A 17,482-nucleotide genomic window follows, 5' to 3' on the forward strand; every position below is an offset into this window, starting at 1 on the left:
TGAGGCAGGCGGGAATGAGCTTGCTACTGCTGTCCGTTCCTCCGCGTGCAAAACCCACGACGGTGGGTGATCAAGAACATACCGGGCCGGGTGGCGCGCGGTCCGCCGGCCGCCCTGACCATGGAGACGGGCAGGCGCTCACGGTGATCGAACTGGGACCGGATACGCTGGCCAATGGTGGAGACAGCGACAGATCGACAATCCGTTTGATCGTCAGCAGACAGGAGTAACCCTCGTGACCGTCGTCGGGCCCTTCGGGCTGAGCGTGCGGGACCAGGCTCTTGAGGCCGATGTCCAGGCCGGGTTGGCGGCTGTCGAGGAGGGCCTGCTGGAGGCCACCAAGAGCGACGTGCCGTTCATCACCGACGCCGCACAGCATCTCGTCCGCGCAGGTGGCAAGCGCTTCCGGCCGCTGCTGGGCATGCTCGCCGCGCAATTCGGCGACCCGCACGCGCCGGGCGTCGTGCCCTCGGCCGTGGTGGTGGAGCTGACGCACCTGGCGACGCTGTACCACGACGACGTCATGGACGAGGCCGCCGTGCGCCGCGGCGTGCCCAGCGCCAACGCCCGCTGGGACAACTCCGTCGCGGTCCTCACCGGCGACTTCCTCTTCGCGCGCGCCTCGCACATGCTGGCCGACCTCGGTCCCGAGGCGGTCCGCATCCAGGCCGAGGCGTTCGAGCGCCTGGTGACCGGCCAGATCCTGGAGACCGCCGGGCCCCGCGACGGCCGCGACCCGATCGAGCACTACCTCGACGTCCTGGCCGGCAAGACCGGTTCGCTGATCGCCGTCGCCTGCCGCTTCGGCGCGATGATGGCCGGCGCCGAGGAGTCCACGGTCAACATCCTCACCCAGTACGGCGAGCGGCTGGGCACCGCCTTCCAGCTCGCCGACGACGTGCTGGACATCGCCAGCGACTCCCACGAGTCCGGCAAGACCCCCGGCACCGACCTGCGCGAGGGCATCCCGACCCTGCCGGTCCTGCACCTCCGGGCGCTCGCCGCCTCCGAGCACGCCACCGACGCCGACCGCGCGCTGGCCGCCCTGCTGGAGGAGGACCTCACCGACGACGCCCGGCACGCCGAGGCGCTGGCCGGACTGCGCGCCCACCCCGCGCTGGAGCAGGCCCGCCGCGACACCGTCCGGTACGCCCAGGAGGCCCGCGCCTCGCTGGCGCCGCTGACGGAGTGCCCGGCGAAGACGGCCCTGCAGGAGCTGTGCGACGCGGTGGTGCACCGGGCGGGCTGAGCCTCCCCCGCGTACCCGGGCGGGCTGAGCCCCCCGCGTACCCGGGCGGGCTGAGCGCCCCTCCGCGTATCCGGCCGGGCCGGCCTCCCTCGGGGGCAGTTCCTCAGGGGCGGTCTCATCCTTCAGCAGTACACCGTTCCAGCCCCGGGGCTGACGCTTTGTGATGGCGGATTTGGTGGCATTGACACCACCACGCCACGGCGGGGCGGGCCACAATGAGCCCGAGGTGTGGACGAGTGCGTCGCGTTGAGACCGCCGCCTACGACGGAGGTAGAGCACATGCCACGGAACGAAGCGACACGGGTCACCGGCGAATGGGACGACGAAGGGAACCGGACGCGCCGCCGCAAGGCCGTCCGGTACGGCGTCCCGGTCGCGGTGGCGGGGGTGGCGGCGGCGACGGTCGGGCTCGTCCCGGCGTTCGCCGGATCCGGTGATCCCGATCTTCCCGAGATATCCGCACAGCAGCTGATCGCCAAGATGGCGGCGTCGGACGTGCAGCAGCTGTCCGGCACGGTACGGATCAGCACCGACCTGGGCCTGCCGGAGCTGCCCGGCGGGGCGGGCGCCGGCGCGTTCGGCGGCGGCCAGGGCAAGGGCGGCGGCTCCGCCGACCCCCAGGACAAGCTGATGGAGCTGGCCTCCGGCACGCACACGCTGCGGGTGGCCGCCGACGGACCCGACCGGCAGCGGGTCTCCCTCATCGACAAGGCCGCCGAGTACAGCCTGGTACGCAACGGCGCCAAGGTATGGGCGTACGACAGCGGCAGCAACACCGCCTTCCGCGCCACCGGCCCGCAGGCGGGCGACGCGAAGAAGGGCGAGCGCCGCTCCGGGCCGCCGGCGGACATGGCCGACCTGACCCCGAAGGAGCTGGCCGAGCACGTGCTCGACGCGGCCGGCGACACCACCTCGGTGACCGTCGACGGCACCGCCAAGGTCGCCGGGCGGGACGCCTACCAGCTGCTGATCAAGCCCAAGCAGGCCGGCTCCACGGTCGGGTCCGTCCGCGTCGCGGTGGACGCGCGGAACGGCGTACCGCTGCGGTTCACGCTGGCCCCGAAGAGCGGCGGCGCGCCGGTCATCGAAGCGGGCTTCGCCTCGGTCGACTTCGCCAAGCCCGCTGCGGACACCTTCGCCTTCCGCCCGCCGGCCGGTGCGAAGATCGTCGACGGTGACGAGGTCCGTACGCAGCACCACGGCAAGGCCGAGAACCGGCCGAACAAGCTGCCCGGCGGGCTGCCGCAGGGCCTCGCCGGGATGCGGTCCGGTGACTCCGGCGGCATGGACGTCATCGGCCACGGCTGGACCGCCATCGCGAAGATCGACGGCGGCGGCCGGAGCGCGGAAGCGGGCCGGAAGGGCGAAGCGGCGGGCGCCCGGAGCGCCGACGCCGCCAAGTTCCTCGACTCCATGGGCGAGAAGGTGACCGGCGACTTCGGCTCCGGCCACGTCTTCAGCACGCGTCTGGTCAACGCCCTGGTGACGGACGACGGCACGGTCTACGCCGGCGCCGTCGACCGGCAGACGCTGGTCAAGGCGGCCAACGCGGCGAAGTGACCGCGACCGGCAGGCCGTACGGGTGCGGTCGCCGCGGCGCGCGGCGGCCGCACCGGCGGCCCGGCTCACAGTGGGGGAGTGCATGGCGCCACCGTCGTCGGACGGGGAGCGGGGAGCGGTCCTGGACGGTGGCGGGGCCGGCGGGCCCGTCATCGAGACCCGCGGGCTGACCAAGACGTACGGCAGCGGCCGGCCGGCCGTCGACGGGCTCGACCTGTCCGTGCCGGCCGGCAGCATCTTCGGCTTCCTCGGCCCCAACGGGTCCGGCAAGACCACCACCATCCGCATGCTGATGGGGCTGATCCAGCCCACGGCGGGCGGCGCCCGGCTGCTGGGCGAGCCGATGCCCGCGGCCGCGCGGCGGGTACTGCCCCGGGTCGGCGCGCTCATCGAGGGCCCGGCCCTCTACGGCTTCCTCACCGGGCGCGCGAACCTGCTGCGGTACGACGCCGCCGACCCGACCGCCGATCCCCGCACCCGGTCAGCGCGGGTGGCAGCGGCGCTGGACCGGGTGGGCCTGGCCGCGGCGGCCGGCAAGAAGGCCCGCGCGTACTCCCTCGGCATGAAGCAGCGGCTCGGGCTCGCCGCTGCCCTGCTCCGCCCCCGCGAGCTGCTGGTCCTCGACGAGCCGACCAACGGCCTGGACCCGCAGGGCATGCGCGAGATCCGCGGCCTGGTGCGCGAGCTGGCCGCCGACGGCACCACCGTCTTCCTCTCCTCCCACCTCCTCGACGAGATCGAGCAGGTCTGCACGCACGCGGCCGTGATGTCACGCGGCCGGCTGATCACCCAGGGCACGGTCGCCGGGCTCGCGGCCGGGGCGCGCGGCCGGCTGGCCGTCACCACCCCGGACCCCGCGGACGCGGTCCGGGTGCTCAAGGAGCACGGCCTGTCCGACCTGGTGGCCACCGAGGACCGGGTGACGGGGGAGCTGCCGCCAGGGCCCGGCGGCGAGGCGCCCGATCCGGCCGCCCTGAACGCCGCGCTCGTCGCGGCCGGCGTCCGCGTCCGCGCCTTCGGGACCGAACGTGCCTCACTGGAGGACGTCTTCGTGGCACTGACCGGGGAGGGCTTCGATGTCGCGGACTGAACCGGCCGAGCGGGCGCAGGTGCCGGGCCGGACGGCGGAGGGCCGGCCGGGTGCGCGGACAGCGCACGGCGAGCCGGGTGCGCGGGCGGTGTACGCCGTGCGCTCCTTCGGGCTGCTGCGCAACGAGATCGGCACGACGTTCCGGCGGCGCCGCACGGTGGTGCTGCTCGCCGTGCTGGCCTGCGTGCCGGTACTGGTCGGGATCGCGGTACGCGTCCACACCGGGGACGGCGGCGGAGGCGGCGGCCCGGCCTTCATCTCGCTGATCACCAACAACGGCCTCTTCCTGGTCTTCACCTCCCTCGCGGCCACCCTCCCGGTCTTCCTGCCGATGGCACTGGGCGTGGTGGCCGGGGACGCGATCGCGGGCGAGGCGCACGCCGGGACGCTGCGGTACCTGCTGGTCGCCCCGGCCGGGCGGACCCGGCTGCTGCTCGTCAAGTACGCCACCGCGCTGGTGTTCTCCCTGGTCGCGACGCTGGTCGTGGCCGCGTCCGCGCTGGCCGTCGGGGCGTTGCTGTTCCCGCTGGGCGAGGTCACGCTGCTGTCGGGGACGGCCGTGCCGTTCACCGAGGGCCTGTTGCGGGCACTGGCCGTCGCGGGCGTGGTCGCGCTCTCGCTGACCGGCGTGGCGGCCCTGGGCCTGTTCGTCTCCACACTCACCGGGAGCGGGATCGCGGCGATGGCGACGACCGTGGGTCTGGTGCTCACGGTCCAGATCCTGGACACGCTCCCGCAGCTGGCGGCCGTACAGCCGTACCTCTTCCCGCACTACTGGCTGAGCTTCGCCGACCTGCTGCGCGACCCGGTCTACTGGGACGACATCCGCACCAACCTCGGCCTCCAGGCGGCCTACACGCTGGTGCTGGGCTCAGCGGCCTGGGCACGATTCACCACGCGGGACATCACGGGCTGAGAGCGCGGGGCCGCACGGGCTGAGAGTGCGGGGCAGTGCGGGCTGAGACGCGGGGCCGGCACGGGCTGAGGCATGGCGGGCTGCCGCTCGGCGGGCTGCCGCGGGGCCCGGCCGCGGGTGGTGATCGGGGCCGGGGCGGCCGGCCAGGAGTCGGCCGTCAGGAGCTGGTCGGCCGGTCAGGAGCCGGCCGGTCTAGGAGCTGGTCGGCCGGGTGGCGGCCGGGGACGGGTCGGCGGGAGCGGCGGCCGGCTCGGCGCTGGTGTCGGCGGGGGTACCGGCGGGGGCGCCCGCGGCTTCCGCCACGGTTTCCGGTCCTGCGCCCTCGGCCACCGCTTCCGCGGCGGAGGCACGGGCGGCGGCCAGCGCGGCCCGCGAGGACCTGGCCGTACGCAGCGCGTCCCAGGTCAGCACGGTCAGGGCCAGCCAGACCAGGACGAAGCCCGCCCAGCGCTCGGGCGGCATGGCCTCGTGGAAGACGGTGAGGCCCAGCACGAACTGGAAGGTCGGCGCGAGGTACTGGAGCATCCCGAGCACCGACAGCGGCAGCCGCACCGCGGCCATGCCGAAGGCGATCAGCGGCAGCGCGGTGGCCAGACCGCTGCCCGCGAGCAGCGCCGCCTGGCCGAGGCCGCCGCTGACGAAGCCGGACTCGCCGCGCACGCCCAGCAGGACCAGGCACGCCACGGCCGGCAGGAACTGGATCACCGTCTCCGCGCCGAAGCCCTCGACGCCGCCGAGCCGGACGCCCTTCTTCACCAGGCTGTACGTGGCGAAGGAGAGGGCGAGGCCCAGGGCGATCCACGGCACCCGGCCGTACGCCACGGCCATCACCAGCACGGCCAGCGCGCCGACGCCCACCGCCGCCCACTGCAGCGGGCGCAGCCGCTCCCGCAGGAAGAGCACGCCGAACGCGATGCTGACCAGCGGATTGATGAAGTAGCCGAGGGACGCCTCCAGCACGTGGCCGGCGTTGACCGCCCAGATGTAGAGGTACCAGTTGACCGAGATGACCGCGGCCGCCGCCACCACCAGCCCGAGCCGCTTCGGCTGCCGCAGCAGCGGGCGTATCCAGGACCAGCGACGCAGCGCGGCCAGCATGAGGAAGGCCACCGGCAGCGACCAGGCCATGCGGCTGGCCAGGATCTCGGTGGGGGAGGCGGCGGAGAGCAGGTGCCAGTAGAGGGGGAGGAAGCCCCACAGGCCGTACGCGACGAAGCCGTAGGCCAGGCCGGTGCGCTGGTCGGACGGAGCGGACAAGGGTTCCTCCTGGGCGGGACGGGCGCGGTACGGCGCGCGGCTCTCCGAAGGTAACGCCGCCCGCCCCGCCTGTCATGCCCGTATCTCAAACACGGTGGTTACCGCTCCGGACAGGGGGCGGGACGGGGTGCGGTGACCGGTGCTCCGACCGGCTGCGGTGCTGCGGCGGACCGGGAGCGAGGCCCGGTGCGGCGGCCCGGAGCCGGGCCCGGCGCGGCGGCCGTGGTGCCCGGGTCCGGGCGTGCTGCGGCCGTGGCGCCGGGGCGCGATGCCGACGCACGCACGGCTGCCCGGGACCGGGCTGGGAGCCGGTCCCGGGCAGCCGGGAGCAGGACGGCGGCCGGAGCCGCCCGGGGTGCGTCAGCCGACGACCGTCCAGGTGTCGTTGCCGGCGAGCAGCGCGGCGAGGTCGCCCTTGCCCTTCTGCTCGATGGCGGCGTCCAGCTGGTCGCTCATCTCCGTGTCGTACACCGGCCGGTCCACGCTGCGCAGCACGCCGATGGGCGTGTGGTGCAGGGTGTCGGCGTCGGCGAGCCGGGAGAGGGCGAAGGCCGTGGTGGGCGAGGGGTTGTGCGCGTCGTGCACCAGCACCCCCGCGGTGCCCTCCTGGGTGACGTCGATGACCCGCAGGTCGCCGGTGGCCGGGTCGCGCACGACGCCCTTGGAGCCGAGACCGTCCTCGGCCGGGGCGCCGAACCGGATCGGCTGCCCGTGCTCCAGGCGGATGACGGCCTCCTGGGCCTGCTCCTTGTCCTTGAGCACCTCGAACGCGCCGTCGTTGAAGATGTTGCAGTTCTGGTAGATCTCCACCAGCGCCGTGCCCGGGTGCTCGGCGGCCTGGCGCAGCACCGAGGTGAGGTGCTTGCGGTCGGAGTCGACGGTGCGCGCGACGAAGGACGCCTCGGCGCCGATCGCCAGCGAGACCGGGTTGAAGGGCGCGTCCAGCGAGCCCATCGGCGTCGACTTGGTGATCTTGCCGACCTCGGAGGTGGGCGAGTACTGCCCCTTGGTCAGGCCGTAGATCCGGTTGTTGAACAGCAGGATCTTGAGGTTGACGTTCCGCCGCAGGGCGTGGATGAGGTGGTTGCCGCCGATGGAGAGCGCGTCGCCGTCACCGGTGACCACCCACACCGACAGGTCCCGCCGCGAGGAGGCCAGGCCCGTGGCGATGGCCGGGGCGCGGCCGTGGATGGAGTGCATCCCGTAGGTGTTCATGTAGTACGGGAAGCGGGAGGAGCATCCGATGCCGGAGACGAAGACGATGTTCTCCTTCGCCAGGCCGAGCTCGGGCATGAAGCCCTGCACGGCGGCGAGGATGGCGTAGTCGCCGCAGCCGGGGCACCAGCGCACTTCCTGATCGGACTTGAAGTCCTTCATGGACTGCTTGGCCTCGGCCTTGGGCACCAGGGAAAGCGCCTCGATCTGCGCCGCACCCTCCGAGATCGTCTCAGTCATTGATGGCCTCCTTCGGGCCCTGCTTCATTACCTTCTCGAGGTGGGCGGCGAGCTGCTCTGCCTTGAAGGGCATCCCGCTGACCTGGGTGTGGGACTGCGCGTCCACGAGGAACTTCGCGCGCAGCAGCGTGGCGAGCTGGCCGAGGTTCATCTCGGGGACGACCACCTTGTCGTAACGCCCCAGCACCGCACCGAGATTCCCCGGGAAGGGGTTGAGGTGGCGCAGATGCGCCTGGGCGATGCGCCCGCCCGCACGGCGCACACGGCGCACGGCAGCGGTGATCGGGCCGTACGTCGAACCCCAGCCGATGACCAGGGTGTCGGCGTCGCCCGACGGGTCGTCGACCTCCAGCTCGGGCACCTCGATGCCGTCGATCTTGGCCTGCCGGGTGCGGACCATGAAGTCGTGGTTGGCCGGGTCGTAGGAGATGTTGCCCGTGCCGTCCTGCTTCTCGATGCCGCCGATGCGGTGCTCCAGGCCCGGCGTGCCCGGGACCGCCCACGGCCGCGCCAGGGTCTGCGGGTCGCGCTTGTACGGCCAGAAGACCTCGGTGCCGTCCGCCAGCTCGTGGTTGGCGGAGGTGGCGAACTGCACGCGCAGGTCCGGCAGTTCCTCCACGTCCGGGATGCGCCAGGGCTCGGAGCCGTTGGCCAGGTAGCCGTCGGAGAGCAGGAAGACCGGCGTGCGGTACGTCAGCGCGATCCGGGCCGCGTCCAGCGCCGCGTCGAAGCAGTCGGCCGGCGTCCGCGGCGCGACGATCGGCACCGGCGCCTCGCCGTTGCGCCCGTACATCGCCTGCAGCAGGTCGGCCTGCTCGGTCTTGGTCGGCAGGCCCGTGGACGGACCGCCGCGCTGGATGTCCACGATCAGCAGCGGCAGCTCCAGGCTGACGGCCAGGCCGATCGTCTCCGACTTCAGCGCCACACCGGGGCCCGAGGTGGTGGTCACCGCCAGCGAGCCGCCGAACGCCGCGCCCAGCGCCGCGCCGATGCCCGCGATCTCGTCCTCCGCCTGGAAGGTCCGCACACCGAAGTTCTTGTGCTTGGACAGCTCGTGCAGGATGTCGGAGGCCGGGGTGATCGGGTACGAGCCGAGGTAGAGCGGCAGGTCCGCCTGGCGGCTCGCGGCGACCAGGCCGTAGGACAGCGCCAGATTGCCGGAGATGTTGCGGTACGTACCCGTCGGGAACGCCTTCGTCGCCGGCGCGACCTCGTAGGAGACCGCGAAGTCCTCCGTGGTCTCACCGAAGTTCCACCCCGCCCGGAACGCGGCGACGTTGGCCTCCGCGATCTCCGGCTTCTTGGCGAACTTCTGCCGCAGGAACGCCTCGGTGCTCTCCGTCGGGCGGTGGTACATCCACGACAGCAGGCCGAGCGCGAACATGTTCTTGCTCCGCTCGGCCTCCTTCCGGGACAGCCCGAAGTCCTTGAGCGCCTCGACCGTCAGCGTCGTCAGCGGCACCGGGTGGACGTTCCACGCCTCCAGCGAGCCGTCCTCCAGCGGGCTGGTGGTGTAACCCACCTTCGCCATCGGGCGCTTGGTGAACTCGTCGGTGTTCACGATGATGTCGGCGCCGCGCGGCACGTCCGCGAGGTTGGCCTTCAGCGCGGCCGGGTTCATCGCGACCAGGACGTTGGGCGCGTCACCGGGCGTGAGGATGTCGTGGTCGGCGAAGTGCAGCTGGAAGCTGGAGACGCCGGGCAGCGTGCCGGCGGGGGCCCGGATCTCGGCGGGGAAGTTCGGCAGCGTCGACAGGTCGTTGCCGAACGAGGCCGTCTCGGAAGTGAAACGGTCGCCCGTGAGCTGCATGCCGTCACCGGAGTCACCCGCGAACCGGATGATGACCCGGTCCAGCCGCCGGACCTCCTTGCCGGCGCCGTTCTCCGTCGCGGGGGTACACGACTCCCCTGCGAGTGCACCGTCGGTCTTGTCGGCTGGGCTACTGACCTGGCTGGTCACTGCTTCGGACCTCCCTCGGGGCCTGGGGTGTCCCCGCCGTGGGCAGGGAATCCGGGACGCAACGTGCGGACCTGTCGTCCCATGGCCATCGTACGTGGGTAAGGGTCGCCTTCCCTGAGGCGATCACATGCTGGACGTGAATGTGAGACGCCGTGCTCACATCGTGGACAGGCGAGCGAGATGCCGCTCTGTCGTAATACGCCATGATTTATCCGCCCCCCGCGGCTTCTTCTGCAGGACACTCCGTCCTGCAGCGATGGTTCGTCGCTCCCTGCTCCCGTGCCGGAGCCGACTCCGCACCGACGCTTACTACTGACAGGTTGTCAGGGGTTCAGGAATTGAGGTAGGTGAGGACTGCGAGCACACGACGGTGATCCCCGTCACTCGGGGCCAGGCCCAGCTTCAGGAAGATGTTGCTGACGTGCTTCTCCACCGCACCGTCACTCACCACCAGCTGCCGGGCTATCGCGCCGTTCGTCCGCCCCTCGGCCATCAGGCCCAGCACCTCGCGCTCCCGCGGCGTGAGGCCGGCCAGTACGTCCTGCTTACGGCTGCGGCCCAGCAACTGGGCGACGACCTCCGGATCGAGTGCCGTACCGCCCTCCGCCACCCGCACCACCGCGTCGACGAACTCACGCACTTCGGCTACCCGGTCCTTGAGCAGATAGCCGACGCCCCGGCTCGAACCGGCCAGCAGCTCCGTCGCGTACTGCTCCTCCACGTACTGCGAGAGGACCAGGACGCCCAGGTCGGGATGGTCCCGGCGGAGCCGGACCGCGGCGCGCACCCCCTCGTCCGTGTGCGTCGGCGGCATGCGGACGTCCGCGACGACCACGTCCGGCAGCGCTCCCTCGTCGGCCAGCTCCCCGATGGCCTTGATCAGCGCCTCGGCGTCGCCCACCCCCGCGACGACCTCATGCCCCCGGTCGGTCAGCAGTCGTGTCAGCCCCTCTCTCAGCAGCACCGAGTCCTCGGCGATGACCACCCGCACGCTGTTCTCCACGATCTTCGGCTCCCCCACCCCGTTTTTCGTTCCGACGCTCTTCAGCATCCCAGGATTCGGACGCGCGCGCCGGATCACCGTGCGGGTTGTGGATAACTCGGAATGGCCGGTTGTGGACGGCCGCGGGCGCGGGCGGGGAGCCGGGGAAGCCGGGCGCGCGGCGGGCTACGCCGAACGGCGGAGACGGCGGCGGGTGCCCGCAGTGCCCGCACCTCGCCGCCGTCTCCGCCACCGCCATGACGACCGCCACCGCCATGACGACCGCCACCGCCGGCGCCGGTCGTCAGTCGTCGGCCGTCAGTCGCGCCAGGGCAGCTCGGCCGTGACCGTCGTCGGGCCGCCCGCCGGCGAGTCGACGACCAGCAGCCCGTCCACCGCGTCCAGCCGCTCGGCCAGCCCCGCCAGACCGCTGCCGGTCCCGGTGTGCGCGCCGCCCCGGCCGTCGTCGGTGACCAGCACCATCAGCCGGTCGTCGGCCCGCCACACGTCCACCGAGGCACGGGTCGCCTGCGCGTGCTTGGAGACGTTCTGCAGCAGCTCGGAGACGGTGAAGTACGCGATGCCCTCGATCGCCGCCGCGGGGCGCGAGACCAGGTCCACACCGACCTCCACCGGCACCGTGCACCGTGCGGCGAGCGCGGAGAGGGCCGGGCCCAGGCCGCGGTCGGTGAGGATCGCGGGATGGATGCCGCGGGCCAGGTCGCGCAGCTCCTGCAGCGCGATCTTCACCTCGCCGTGCGCCTCGTCCACCATGCGGGCCGCCGCCTCCGGGTCCTCCTGCAGCTTCTCCTTGGCCAGCCCGAGGTCCATGGCCAGCGCGACCAGCCGGGCCTGCGCGCCGTCGTGCAGGTCCCGCTCGATGCGCCGCAGGTCGGCCGCCGCCGTCTCGGACACCGCCGTACGGTCCGTCTCCAGCTCCGTCACCCGGGTGGCCAGGCGCGACGGGCCGAGCAGCCCGTGCACCAGCAGCCGGTCCACCTGGCTCAGGCCGCGCACCGTGCCGCCCCAGACCAGCACGAGCAGGAGGCCGACGGCGCTGGTCACGGCGATCTCCACGGGGGTGTCCAGATAGACGCCGTGGGTTCCGTCGCCGTAGAGCTGGATGCCGTCCTGGCCCAGGTACATCGGGAAGGTCCAGCGCCACAGCGGGTACGTGAGCAGGCCCCAGCCGGCCGTCCACAGCGTCACCGAGAGGGAGAAGGCGAAGACGGCCCACGGGAAGTGCAGCAGGCAGTACAGGAAGTGCCGCCAGGACACCCCGCTTTTCAGGACGCCGCCGACCCAGCCCATCAGGCCCGGTTTGGCGGTGCGCACGGGTTCGGGGGCGCGTACGTCCAGGCCGAGCAGGGCGTGCGCCCGTACCCGCTCCAGGGCGCCGAGCCCGCGGCAGCCGGCGAGGCCGGCGGCCAGTACGGGGATGCCGAGGAAGGTGATCAGCAGCCCCGCGCCGAGCGACACCGTCGTGACGGCGTACGTGAACAGCACGACGGCGACCGGCAGGCCGAGCAGCAGGTACAGGAACTCCCGCCAGGTACGGCCGGAGAAGGGCGCGCGCAGCACGAAGGGGATGCGCGGCGCCCCGCGGCCCCCGGAGGCCTGCGGTGCGCGGGATGACGGGCCGTACGCGGTGTCCATGGCGTCTCGTCCTTCTGCGGGTGCGGAGCGCTGCCGGGTGCCGGGGTGCGGAGTGGCGCTCGCTCGAGGGCGCCGGGCGCTTCGGTGGTCACGTACGTCCAGCCTGTCCGTTCCGGGCCGCGCGGCACATGGAGCCGGTCGGCGTCTTCGGCCTCGGGTTTTCCCTACCTGCGGGGTGCCGCCTCCCCTCGGAGCCTGCGGACACGGCTTCTTCGGGCGGGCCGAGGCCGCCCCCTCCGGGGCAGGCGCCGCGCCCGCCACGTACGGTGCGCCGCGCTCGCTACGGTGCGCTGCACCCGCTACGGAGCACTGCGCCACGGCAGCTCGGCCGTGACCGTCGTCGGGCCGCCCGCCGGTGAGTCGACGACGAACAGCCCGTCGACCGAGCCGAGGCGCTCGGCCAGGCCGGCCAGCCCGCTGCCCCGGTCCGGGCGCGCGCCGCCCCGCCCGTCGTCGCGCACCTGGAGCAGCAGCCGGTCCTCGGCCCGCCACACCTCCACCGAGGCGCCGGTGGCCCGTGCGTGCTTGGAGACGTTCTGCAGCAGTTCGGAGACGGTGAAGTACGCGATGCCCTCGATGGCGGGCGCGGGCCGCGCCCCGATGTCCACCGTCACGGTGACCGGCACCGTGCACCGCGCGGCCAGCGCCGAGAGGGCCGGGCCCAGGCCGCGGTCGGTGAGGATCGCCGGGTGGATGCCGCGGGCCAGGTCGCGCAACTCCTGAAGGGCCAGCTTCACCTCGCCGTGCGCCTCGTCCACCATCCGCGCCGCCGCGTCCGGGTCCTCCAGCAGCTTCTCCTTGGCCAGGCCCAGCCCCATCGCCAGCGCCACCAGCCGGGCCTGCGCACCGTCGTGCAGGTCGCGCTCGATGCGCCGCAGGTCGGCCGCCGCCGTGTCCACGACCACGCCCCGCCCCGACTCCAGCTCCGCGATCCGCCGCTCCAGCTCGTCCGAGGGCGACAGCAGCCCGCGTACCAGCGCCCGGTCCACATTCGTCAGCCAGCGTGCCAGCCACGGCAGTACGGGCCACGCGACGAACAGCGACACGAAGGCGAGCGTGAAGGTGAGGATGCCCCAGGGCAGCCGTACGAAGACGAAGAGCGCGTGCCGCCAGCCGACCGGGTCCTTCAGACGCGCCCACAGCCACGGGAAGAAGCCCGGCTCCCGGGCGAGCGACGGGCTCGGCTCGTCGACCCGTATCCCGAGGAGCGCACGGGCCCTGGCCCGCTCCAGCTTCCCGTACTGCCGGCAGCCCAGCAGGACCAGCGCGAGCAGCGGCAGGCCGATGACCGTGACCGACAGGCCCAGGCCCGTCGCGAGGCAGGAGACCAGCAGCGCGAAGGACACCACGGCCAGCGGGAGGTTGCACAGCAGGTGCAGGACCTCGCGCCAGGTGACGGCGCTCAGCGGCGCGCGGGGCGGGGGCAGAACCGGGGCGAAACCGTCGTCATGGCCGTCGTGGGCACGCGTGCCCGGGGCGGAGGTCACCGTCATACGGGTCAGCTTGCCGGGCGGCGCGGCCCGGTGCCATGGGGTGGATAGGTGGGGCGAAGTGGGGATATCCCCACCTCTCCGCCGATGGGACTGCTCGGTCCGAGCCACGCAGGGCCTAGACTCCCGTCCGTACAGATCGTCGAAAATCTTCGTCGAAAGCGTTGCAGAAGGGTGGCACGGCGCCTATGGGCGCGCCGGGGCGGCCCGCTGCGCACGAGCAGTCAGGGAGCGAGGGGCGGACGTGCCGGACACGACCGTACGCACCATCAGCGCCGCGGACTACTTCCAGGGCTATTCGGCCGTCGGGCTCATCGCCGTGATCGGTGTGCTCTTCGTGGCCGTCGCCTTCGGAGCGGGCCGGCTGATGCGTCCAGTGGTGCCCACACCCGAGAAACTGCTCACGTACGAATGCGGAGTCGACCCCGTGGGAGAGGGCTGGGCGCACACCCAGGTCCGCTACTACGTGTACGCCTTCCTGTACGTCATCTTCGCCGTCGACTCGATCTTCCTGTTCCCCTGGGCGACGGTCTACGCCGCACCCGGGTTCGGCGGTGTCACGCTGGTGGAGATGTTCATCTTCCTCGGCTTCCTCGCCGTCGGCCTGCTCTACGCATGGAAGAAGGGCGTCCTGGAATGGACGTGACCCCCGCCTCCGCGGCCAACGGAGCCTCGCCGGGCCCCGAGCTCCTGCCCGAGCCGCGCCGCCTCGGCCCGCTGGCCCGCTTGGCCCCCGAACCGATGAAGGTGGTCCTGAACTGGGGCCGCCGCTACAGCCTCTGGGTCTTCAACTTCGGGCTCGCCTGCTGCGCGATCGAGTTCATCGCCGCGTCCATGGCGCGCCACGACTTCATCCGGCTCGGTGTGATCCCCTTCGCGCCCGGCCCGCGCCAGGCCGACCTGATGGTCGTGTCCGGCACGGTCACGGACAAGATGGCGCCCGCGGTGAAGCGGCTGTACGAGCAGATGCCCGAGCCGAAGTACGTGATCTCCTTCGGGGCCTGCTCCAACTGCGGCGGCCCGTACTGGGACTCGTACTCGGTCACGAAGGGCGTCGACCAGATCATCCCGGTGGACGTGTACGTACCGGGCTGCCCGCCGCGCCCCGAGGCGCTGCTGCAGGGCATCCTCAAGCTCCAGGAGAAGATCGCCCAGGAGTCGCTGGGCGAGCGGTACGGACAGCCGGGCAAGGCGGGCAAGGCAGGCCGGGCCGGCAAGTCCGGCAAGGCCGCCGGCCGTCCGTCCCCCGACGCGCTGCGCAGCGGCCTGGTCGCCCCGCCGGCCCCGCCGTCCGCCGCGTCCGGCCGGCCGGACGAACAGCGGCCGAACGGGCAGCAGAACGGGCACCCGTCCGCGGAGCAGCCGTCCGCCGAGAAGCCGCCGTCCGAGCAGACCGGGGAGGACACCCGATGACGGCCCAGCCGCCAGCACCGGGCACACCGGAGGAGCCGACGGGCGCGGCCCCCGAGGAGCCGAAGGACGCGGCGCCCGAGAAGGCGACGGGCGCGGCGTCCGGTGAGGCGAAGGGCGCAGCCCCCGAGGAAGCCGCCAAAGCTGCCCCCGGGAAGGCTGCGGGCGCGGCGTCCGAAGGGACGGCGAGCGCGGCCTCCGAGGAGACGACGGGCGCGGCGCCCGAAGAGGCACCGGTCGCGGCACCCGTGGGCTGGCTGCCGGAGCCGGCCGAGCGGATCTTCGGTGCCGGGGCGACGGCCGAGGAGGCGTACGGCCTGCTCACCGTCGACGTACCGGCGACCGCCTGGACCGACGCGCTGACCGCCGCCCGGGACACCCTGGGCTGCACGTACTTCGACTGGCTGAGCGCCGTCGACGAGCCCGGCACCGGCTTCCGGATCTGCGCCCACGTCGCCGACGTGTCACGCGCCGGGGGCGTCCGGCGGCTCCTCGTACGGACGACCGTGCCGCACGAGAAGGCCGCGCTTCCCACGGCCATCGGCGTGTACGCGGGCGCGGGCTGGCACGAGCGCGAGACGCACGAGATGTTCGGCGTGGACTTCACGGGCCACCCGGGCCTCGAGCCGCTGCTGCTGCCCGAGGGCTTCGAAGGCCACCCGCTGCGCAAGGACTTCGTGCTGGCCGCACGGGTCGCCAAGGCGTGGCCGGGCGCCAAGGAGCCGGGCGAGTCCGAGCACGGCGGCCCCAAGCGCCGCCAGATGCTGCCGCCCGGTGTGCCCGACCCGAACGAGTGGGGCCCGCTCAAGGGCCAGCTGCCGCCCGCTCCGGCCCGTCCGGCGCGCGGTGCACGGGGCGCACGCGCGGCCGGTGCCGGTGCCGCGGGACGTGCCGGCCGGGCCGCCGGCGCGGGCCGGGAGGCAGCGGCAGGTGCGGCCGGGGAGCGGCCGGCCCGCCGGATGCGCAGCGCGAGCGCCGGTTCGGCGAGCCAGCAGGCCGCGGCCGCGGCCGAGAAGCCCGAGTCCAAGGGCGTCGAACCGCCGAAGGACACCGAGGCCCCGAAGGCCGCCGACGCCGCCAAGGAGGCGGCCGCCGACCCGGCCGGTACACCGGGGACGACGAATGCCGGTACGCCGGCGTCCGCCCCGCGGACCGCTCCGCGCTCCTCGGACGCGCCGTGGCACCATGCCCGTCCCGCGTTCGAAGCGGACGCCGCCGAGCCGGAGGCGGAAGCCGCCGAGCCGGAGGCCCAGGCCGCCGAGCCGGAGTCGGAAGCGGCCAAGCCGGAGGCCCAGGCCGCCGAACGGGAGCCCGAAGCCGGCAAGCCGGCCGCCGCCCCTGAAGGCGCCGCCCCTGAAGGCACCACCGGCACCACCGACAGCAAAGGCGCCGAAGGCGCCACCCGCACCGACGACGAGACAGGAGACGGCACCGCATGAGTGACACGCTCGCGATCGTCCTCCGGGTGCTCGCCGTCTTCGTGATCTTCCTGGTCTTCCCGCTGGTCATCGGGCAGACCGAGCACAAGGTGATGGCGCACATGCAGGGCCGCCTCGGCCCCATGTACGCGGGCGGCTTCCACGGGTGGGCGCAGCTGGTCGCCGACGGCGTGAAGTTCGCGCAGAAGGAGGACATCGTCCCGGCGGGCGCCGACCGGAAGATCTTCCAGCTCGCGCCGGCCGTCGCCCTGCTGCCGTACCTGCTCGTCCTGATCGCCATCCCGGTCGGCCCCGGCAACGCGGTCGGCCAGGCGCTCGACGCGGGCGTCTTCTTCGTGCTCGCCGTGATGGGCGTCGGCGTCCTCGGCTCCCTGATGGCGGGCTGGGCGTCGGCCAACAAGTTCTCGCTGCTCGGCGGTCTCCGTACGGCCGCGCAGCTGCTGGCGTACGAGCTGCCGATGCTGCTCGCCGCCGCGTCCGTCACGATGGCCGCCGGCACCCTCTCGCTGCCCGGCATCCTCGACGCCTTCCACTGGTGGTGGGTGCCGTGGCAGATCGTCGGCGGGCTGGTGTTCTTCACGGCCGGCCTCGCGGAGCTGCAGCGGCCGCCGTTCGACATGCCGGTGGCCGACTCGGAGATCATCTTCGGCGCGTACACCGAGTACACCGGGCTGCGCTTCGCGCTCTTCCTGCTCGCGGAGTACGCCGGCATCGTCGTGCTCTGCGCGCTGACCGCGGTGCTCTTCCTGGGCGGCTGGCACGGCCCCTTCGGGGCCGACGGGCTCGGCTGGCTCTGGATGCTGCTGAAGACCGTCGTCCTGGCCTTCGGCGTCATCTGGCTGCGGGTCAGCTACCCGCGGCTGCGCGAGGACCAGTTGCAGAAGCTCGCCTGGACCTGCCTCATCCCGCTCGCTCTCGCCCAGATCGCCCTCACCGGCGTCGTCAAGGTGGTGATCTCGTAATGTCCCGCCCGTCGCCCGACCACCGCCCCTCAACGACGCCCTCCGGGCGGCCCCGC

Annotated in this window: 14 protein-coding genes; 8 read left to right on the plus strand and 6 right to left on the minus strand. The window is 73.1% G+C overall.

Features of this window, described 5'->3' with window-relative positions:
• Positions 1 to 235 precede the first annotated feature (235 nt).
• From C3486_RS07405 to C3486_RS07420, 4 genes are all read left to right on the plus strand, one after another.
• Complete coding sequence (locus C3486_RS07405) at positions 236 to 1,249, plus strand: polyprenyl synthetase family protein (protein WP_103831791.1); 1,014 nt, start codon at positions 236 to 238, stop codon at positions 1,247 to 1,249.
• A gap of 279 nt (positions 1,250 to 1,528) precedes the next feature.
• The gene (locus C3486_RS07410) at positions 1,529 to 2,809 is read left to right on the plus strand and encodes an outer membrane lipoprotein carrier protein LolA (RefSeq protein ID WP_103831792.1); all 1,281 of its coding nucleotides are present in this window, start codon (positions 1,529 to 1,531) and stop codon (positions 2,807 to 2,809) included.
• Positions 2,810 to 2,891: 82 nt separating this feature from the next.
• Entirely contained in the window at positions 2,892 to 3,899 is a 1,008-nt protein-coding gene (locus C3486_RS07415; RefSeq protein ID WP_103831793.1) for an ABC transporter ATP-binding protein, read from the plus strand.
• A complete protein-coding gene (locus tag C3486_RS07420; RefSeq protein WP_103831794.1) occupies positions 3,886 to 4,815 on the plus strand; it encodes an ABC transporter permease in 930 nt (309 codons plus the stop codon). The genes C3486_RS07415 and C3486_RS07420 overlap by 14 nt, the downstream gene beginning before the upstream one ends.
• A gap of 192 nt (positions 4,816 to 5,007) precedes the next feature.
• Here C3486_RS07420 and rarD read toward each other — a convergent pair whose 3' ends face one another.
• From rarD to C3486_RS07450, 6 genes are all read right to left on the minus strand, one after another.
• Positions 5,008 to 6,072, minus strand: coding sequence for an EamA family transporter RarD (gene rarD / locus C3486_RS07425; RefSeq protein WP_103831795.1), 1,065 nt, complete (start codon positions 6,070 to 6,072; stop codon positions 5,008 to 5,010).
• A gap of 360 nt (positions 6,073 to 6,432) precedes the next feature.
• Entirely contained in the window at positions 6,433 to 7,527 is a 1,095-nt protein-coding gene (locus C3486_RS07430; protein ID WP_103831796.1) for a 2-oxoacid:ferredoxin oxidoreductase subunit beta, read from the minus strand.
• On the minus strand, positions 7,520 to 9,487 hold the full coding sequence (locus C3486_RS07435) for a 2-oxoacid:acceptor oxidoreductase subunit alpha (RefSeq protein ID WP_103831797.1): 1,968 nt from the start codon (positions 9,485 to 9,487) through the stop codon (positions 7,520 to 7,522). Before C3486_RS07435 ends, C3486_RS07430 begins: the two co-directional genes overlap by 8 nt.
• A 331-nt stretch (positions 9,488 to 9,818) precedes the next feature.
• Entirely contained in the window at positions 9,819 to 10,478 is a 660-nt protein-coding gene (locus tag C3486_RS07440) for a response regulator transcription factor (RefSeq protein ID WP_103831874.1), read from the minus strand.
• 309 nt (positions 10,479 to 10,787) lie between these two features.
• Positions 10,788 to 12,125 carry a sensor histidine kinase gene (locus C3486_RS07445; protein WP_103831798.1) on the minus strand — a complete coding sequence of 446 codons (1,338 nt, stop codon included), beginning with the start codon at positions 12,123 to 12,125 and terminating at the stop codon, positions 10,788 to 10,790.
• A 299-nt stretch (positions 12,126 to 12,424) separates the two neighbouring features.
• Positions 12,425 to 13,618 (minus strand): sensor histidine kinase, encoded by a 1,194-nt coding sequence (locus C3486_RS07450; protein WP_103831799.1) that lies wholly within the window; start codon positions 13,616 to 13,618, stop codon positions 12,425 to 12,427.
• A 241-nt stretch (positions 13,619 to 13,859) separates the two neighbouring features.
• Here C3486_RS07450 and C3486_RS07455 point away from each other — a divergent pair, with 241 nt between their 5' ends.
• Genes C3486_RS07455 through C3486_RS07470 form a run of 4 tightly spaced genes read left to right on the plus strand, consistent with a single transcriptional unit; the run spans position 13,860 to position 17,426 of the window.
• On the plus strand, positions 13,860 to 14,261 hold the full coding sequence (locus tag C3486_RS07455) for an NADH-quinone oxidoreductase subunit A (RefSeq protein ID WP_103831800.1): 402 nt from the start codon (positions 13,860 to 13,862) through the stop codon (positions 14,259 to 14,261).
• Positions 14,252 to 15,028, plus strand: a complete 777-nt coding sequence (locus C3486_RS07460) for an NADH-quinone oxidoreductase subunit B (protein WP_103831801.1) — start codon at positions 14,252 to 14,254, stop codon at positions 15,026 to 15,028. The genes C3486_RS07455 and C3486_RS07460 overlap by 10 nt, the downstream gene beginning before the upstream one ends.
• Complete coding sequence (locus C3486_RS07465) at positions 15,025 to 16,464, plus strand: NADH-quinone oxidoreductase subunit C (RefSeq protein WP_103831802.1); 1,440 nt, start codon at positions 15,025 to 15,027, stop codon at positions 16,462 to 16,464. The genes C3486_RS07460 and C3486_RS07465 overlap by 4 nt, the downstream gene beginning before the upstream one ends.
• Positions 16,461 to 17,426: a complex I subunit 1 family protein gene (locus C3486_RS07470; RefSeq protein ID WP_103831803.1), complete on the plus strand. Its 966-nt coding sequence runs from the start codon at positions 16,461 to 16,463 to the stop codon at positions 17,424 to 17,426. Before C3486_RS07465 ends, C3486_RS07470 begins: the two co-directional genes overlap by 4 nt.
• Positions 17,427 to 17,482: the final 56 nt, after the last annotated feature.

Source organism: Streptomyces sp. Ru73 (assembly GCF_002920575.1).
GTDB lineage: Bacteria > Actinomycetota > Actinomycetes > Streptomycetales > Streptomycetaceae > Streptomyces.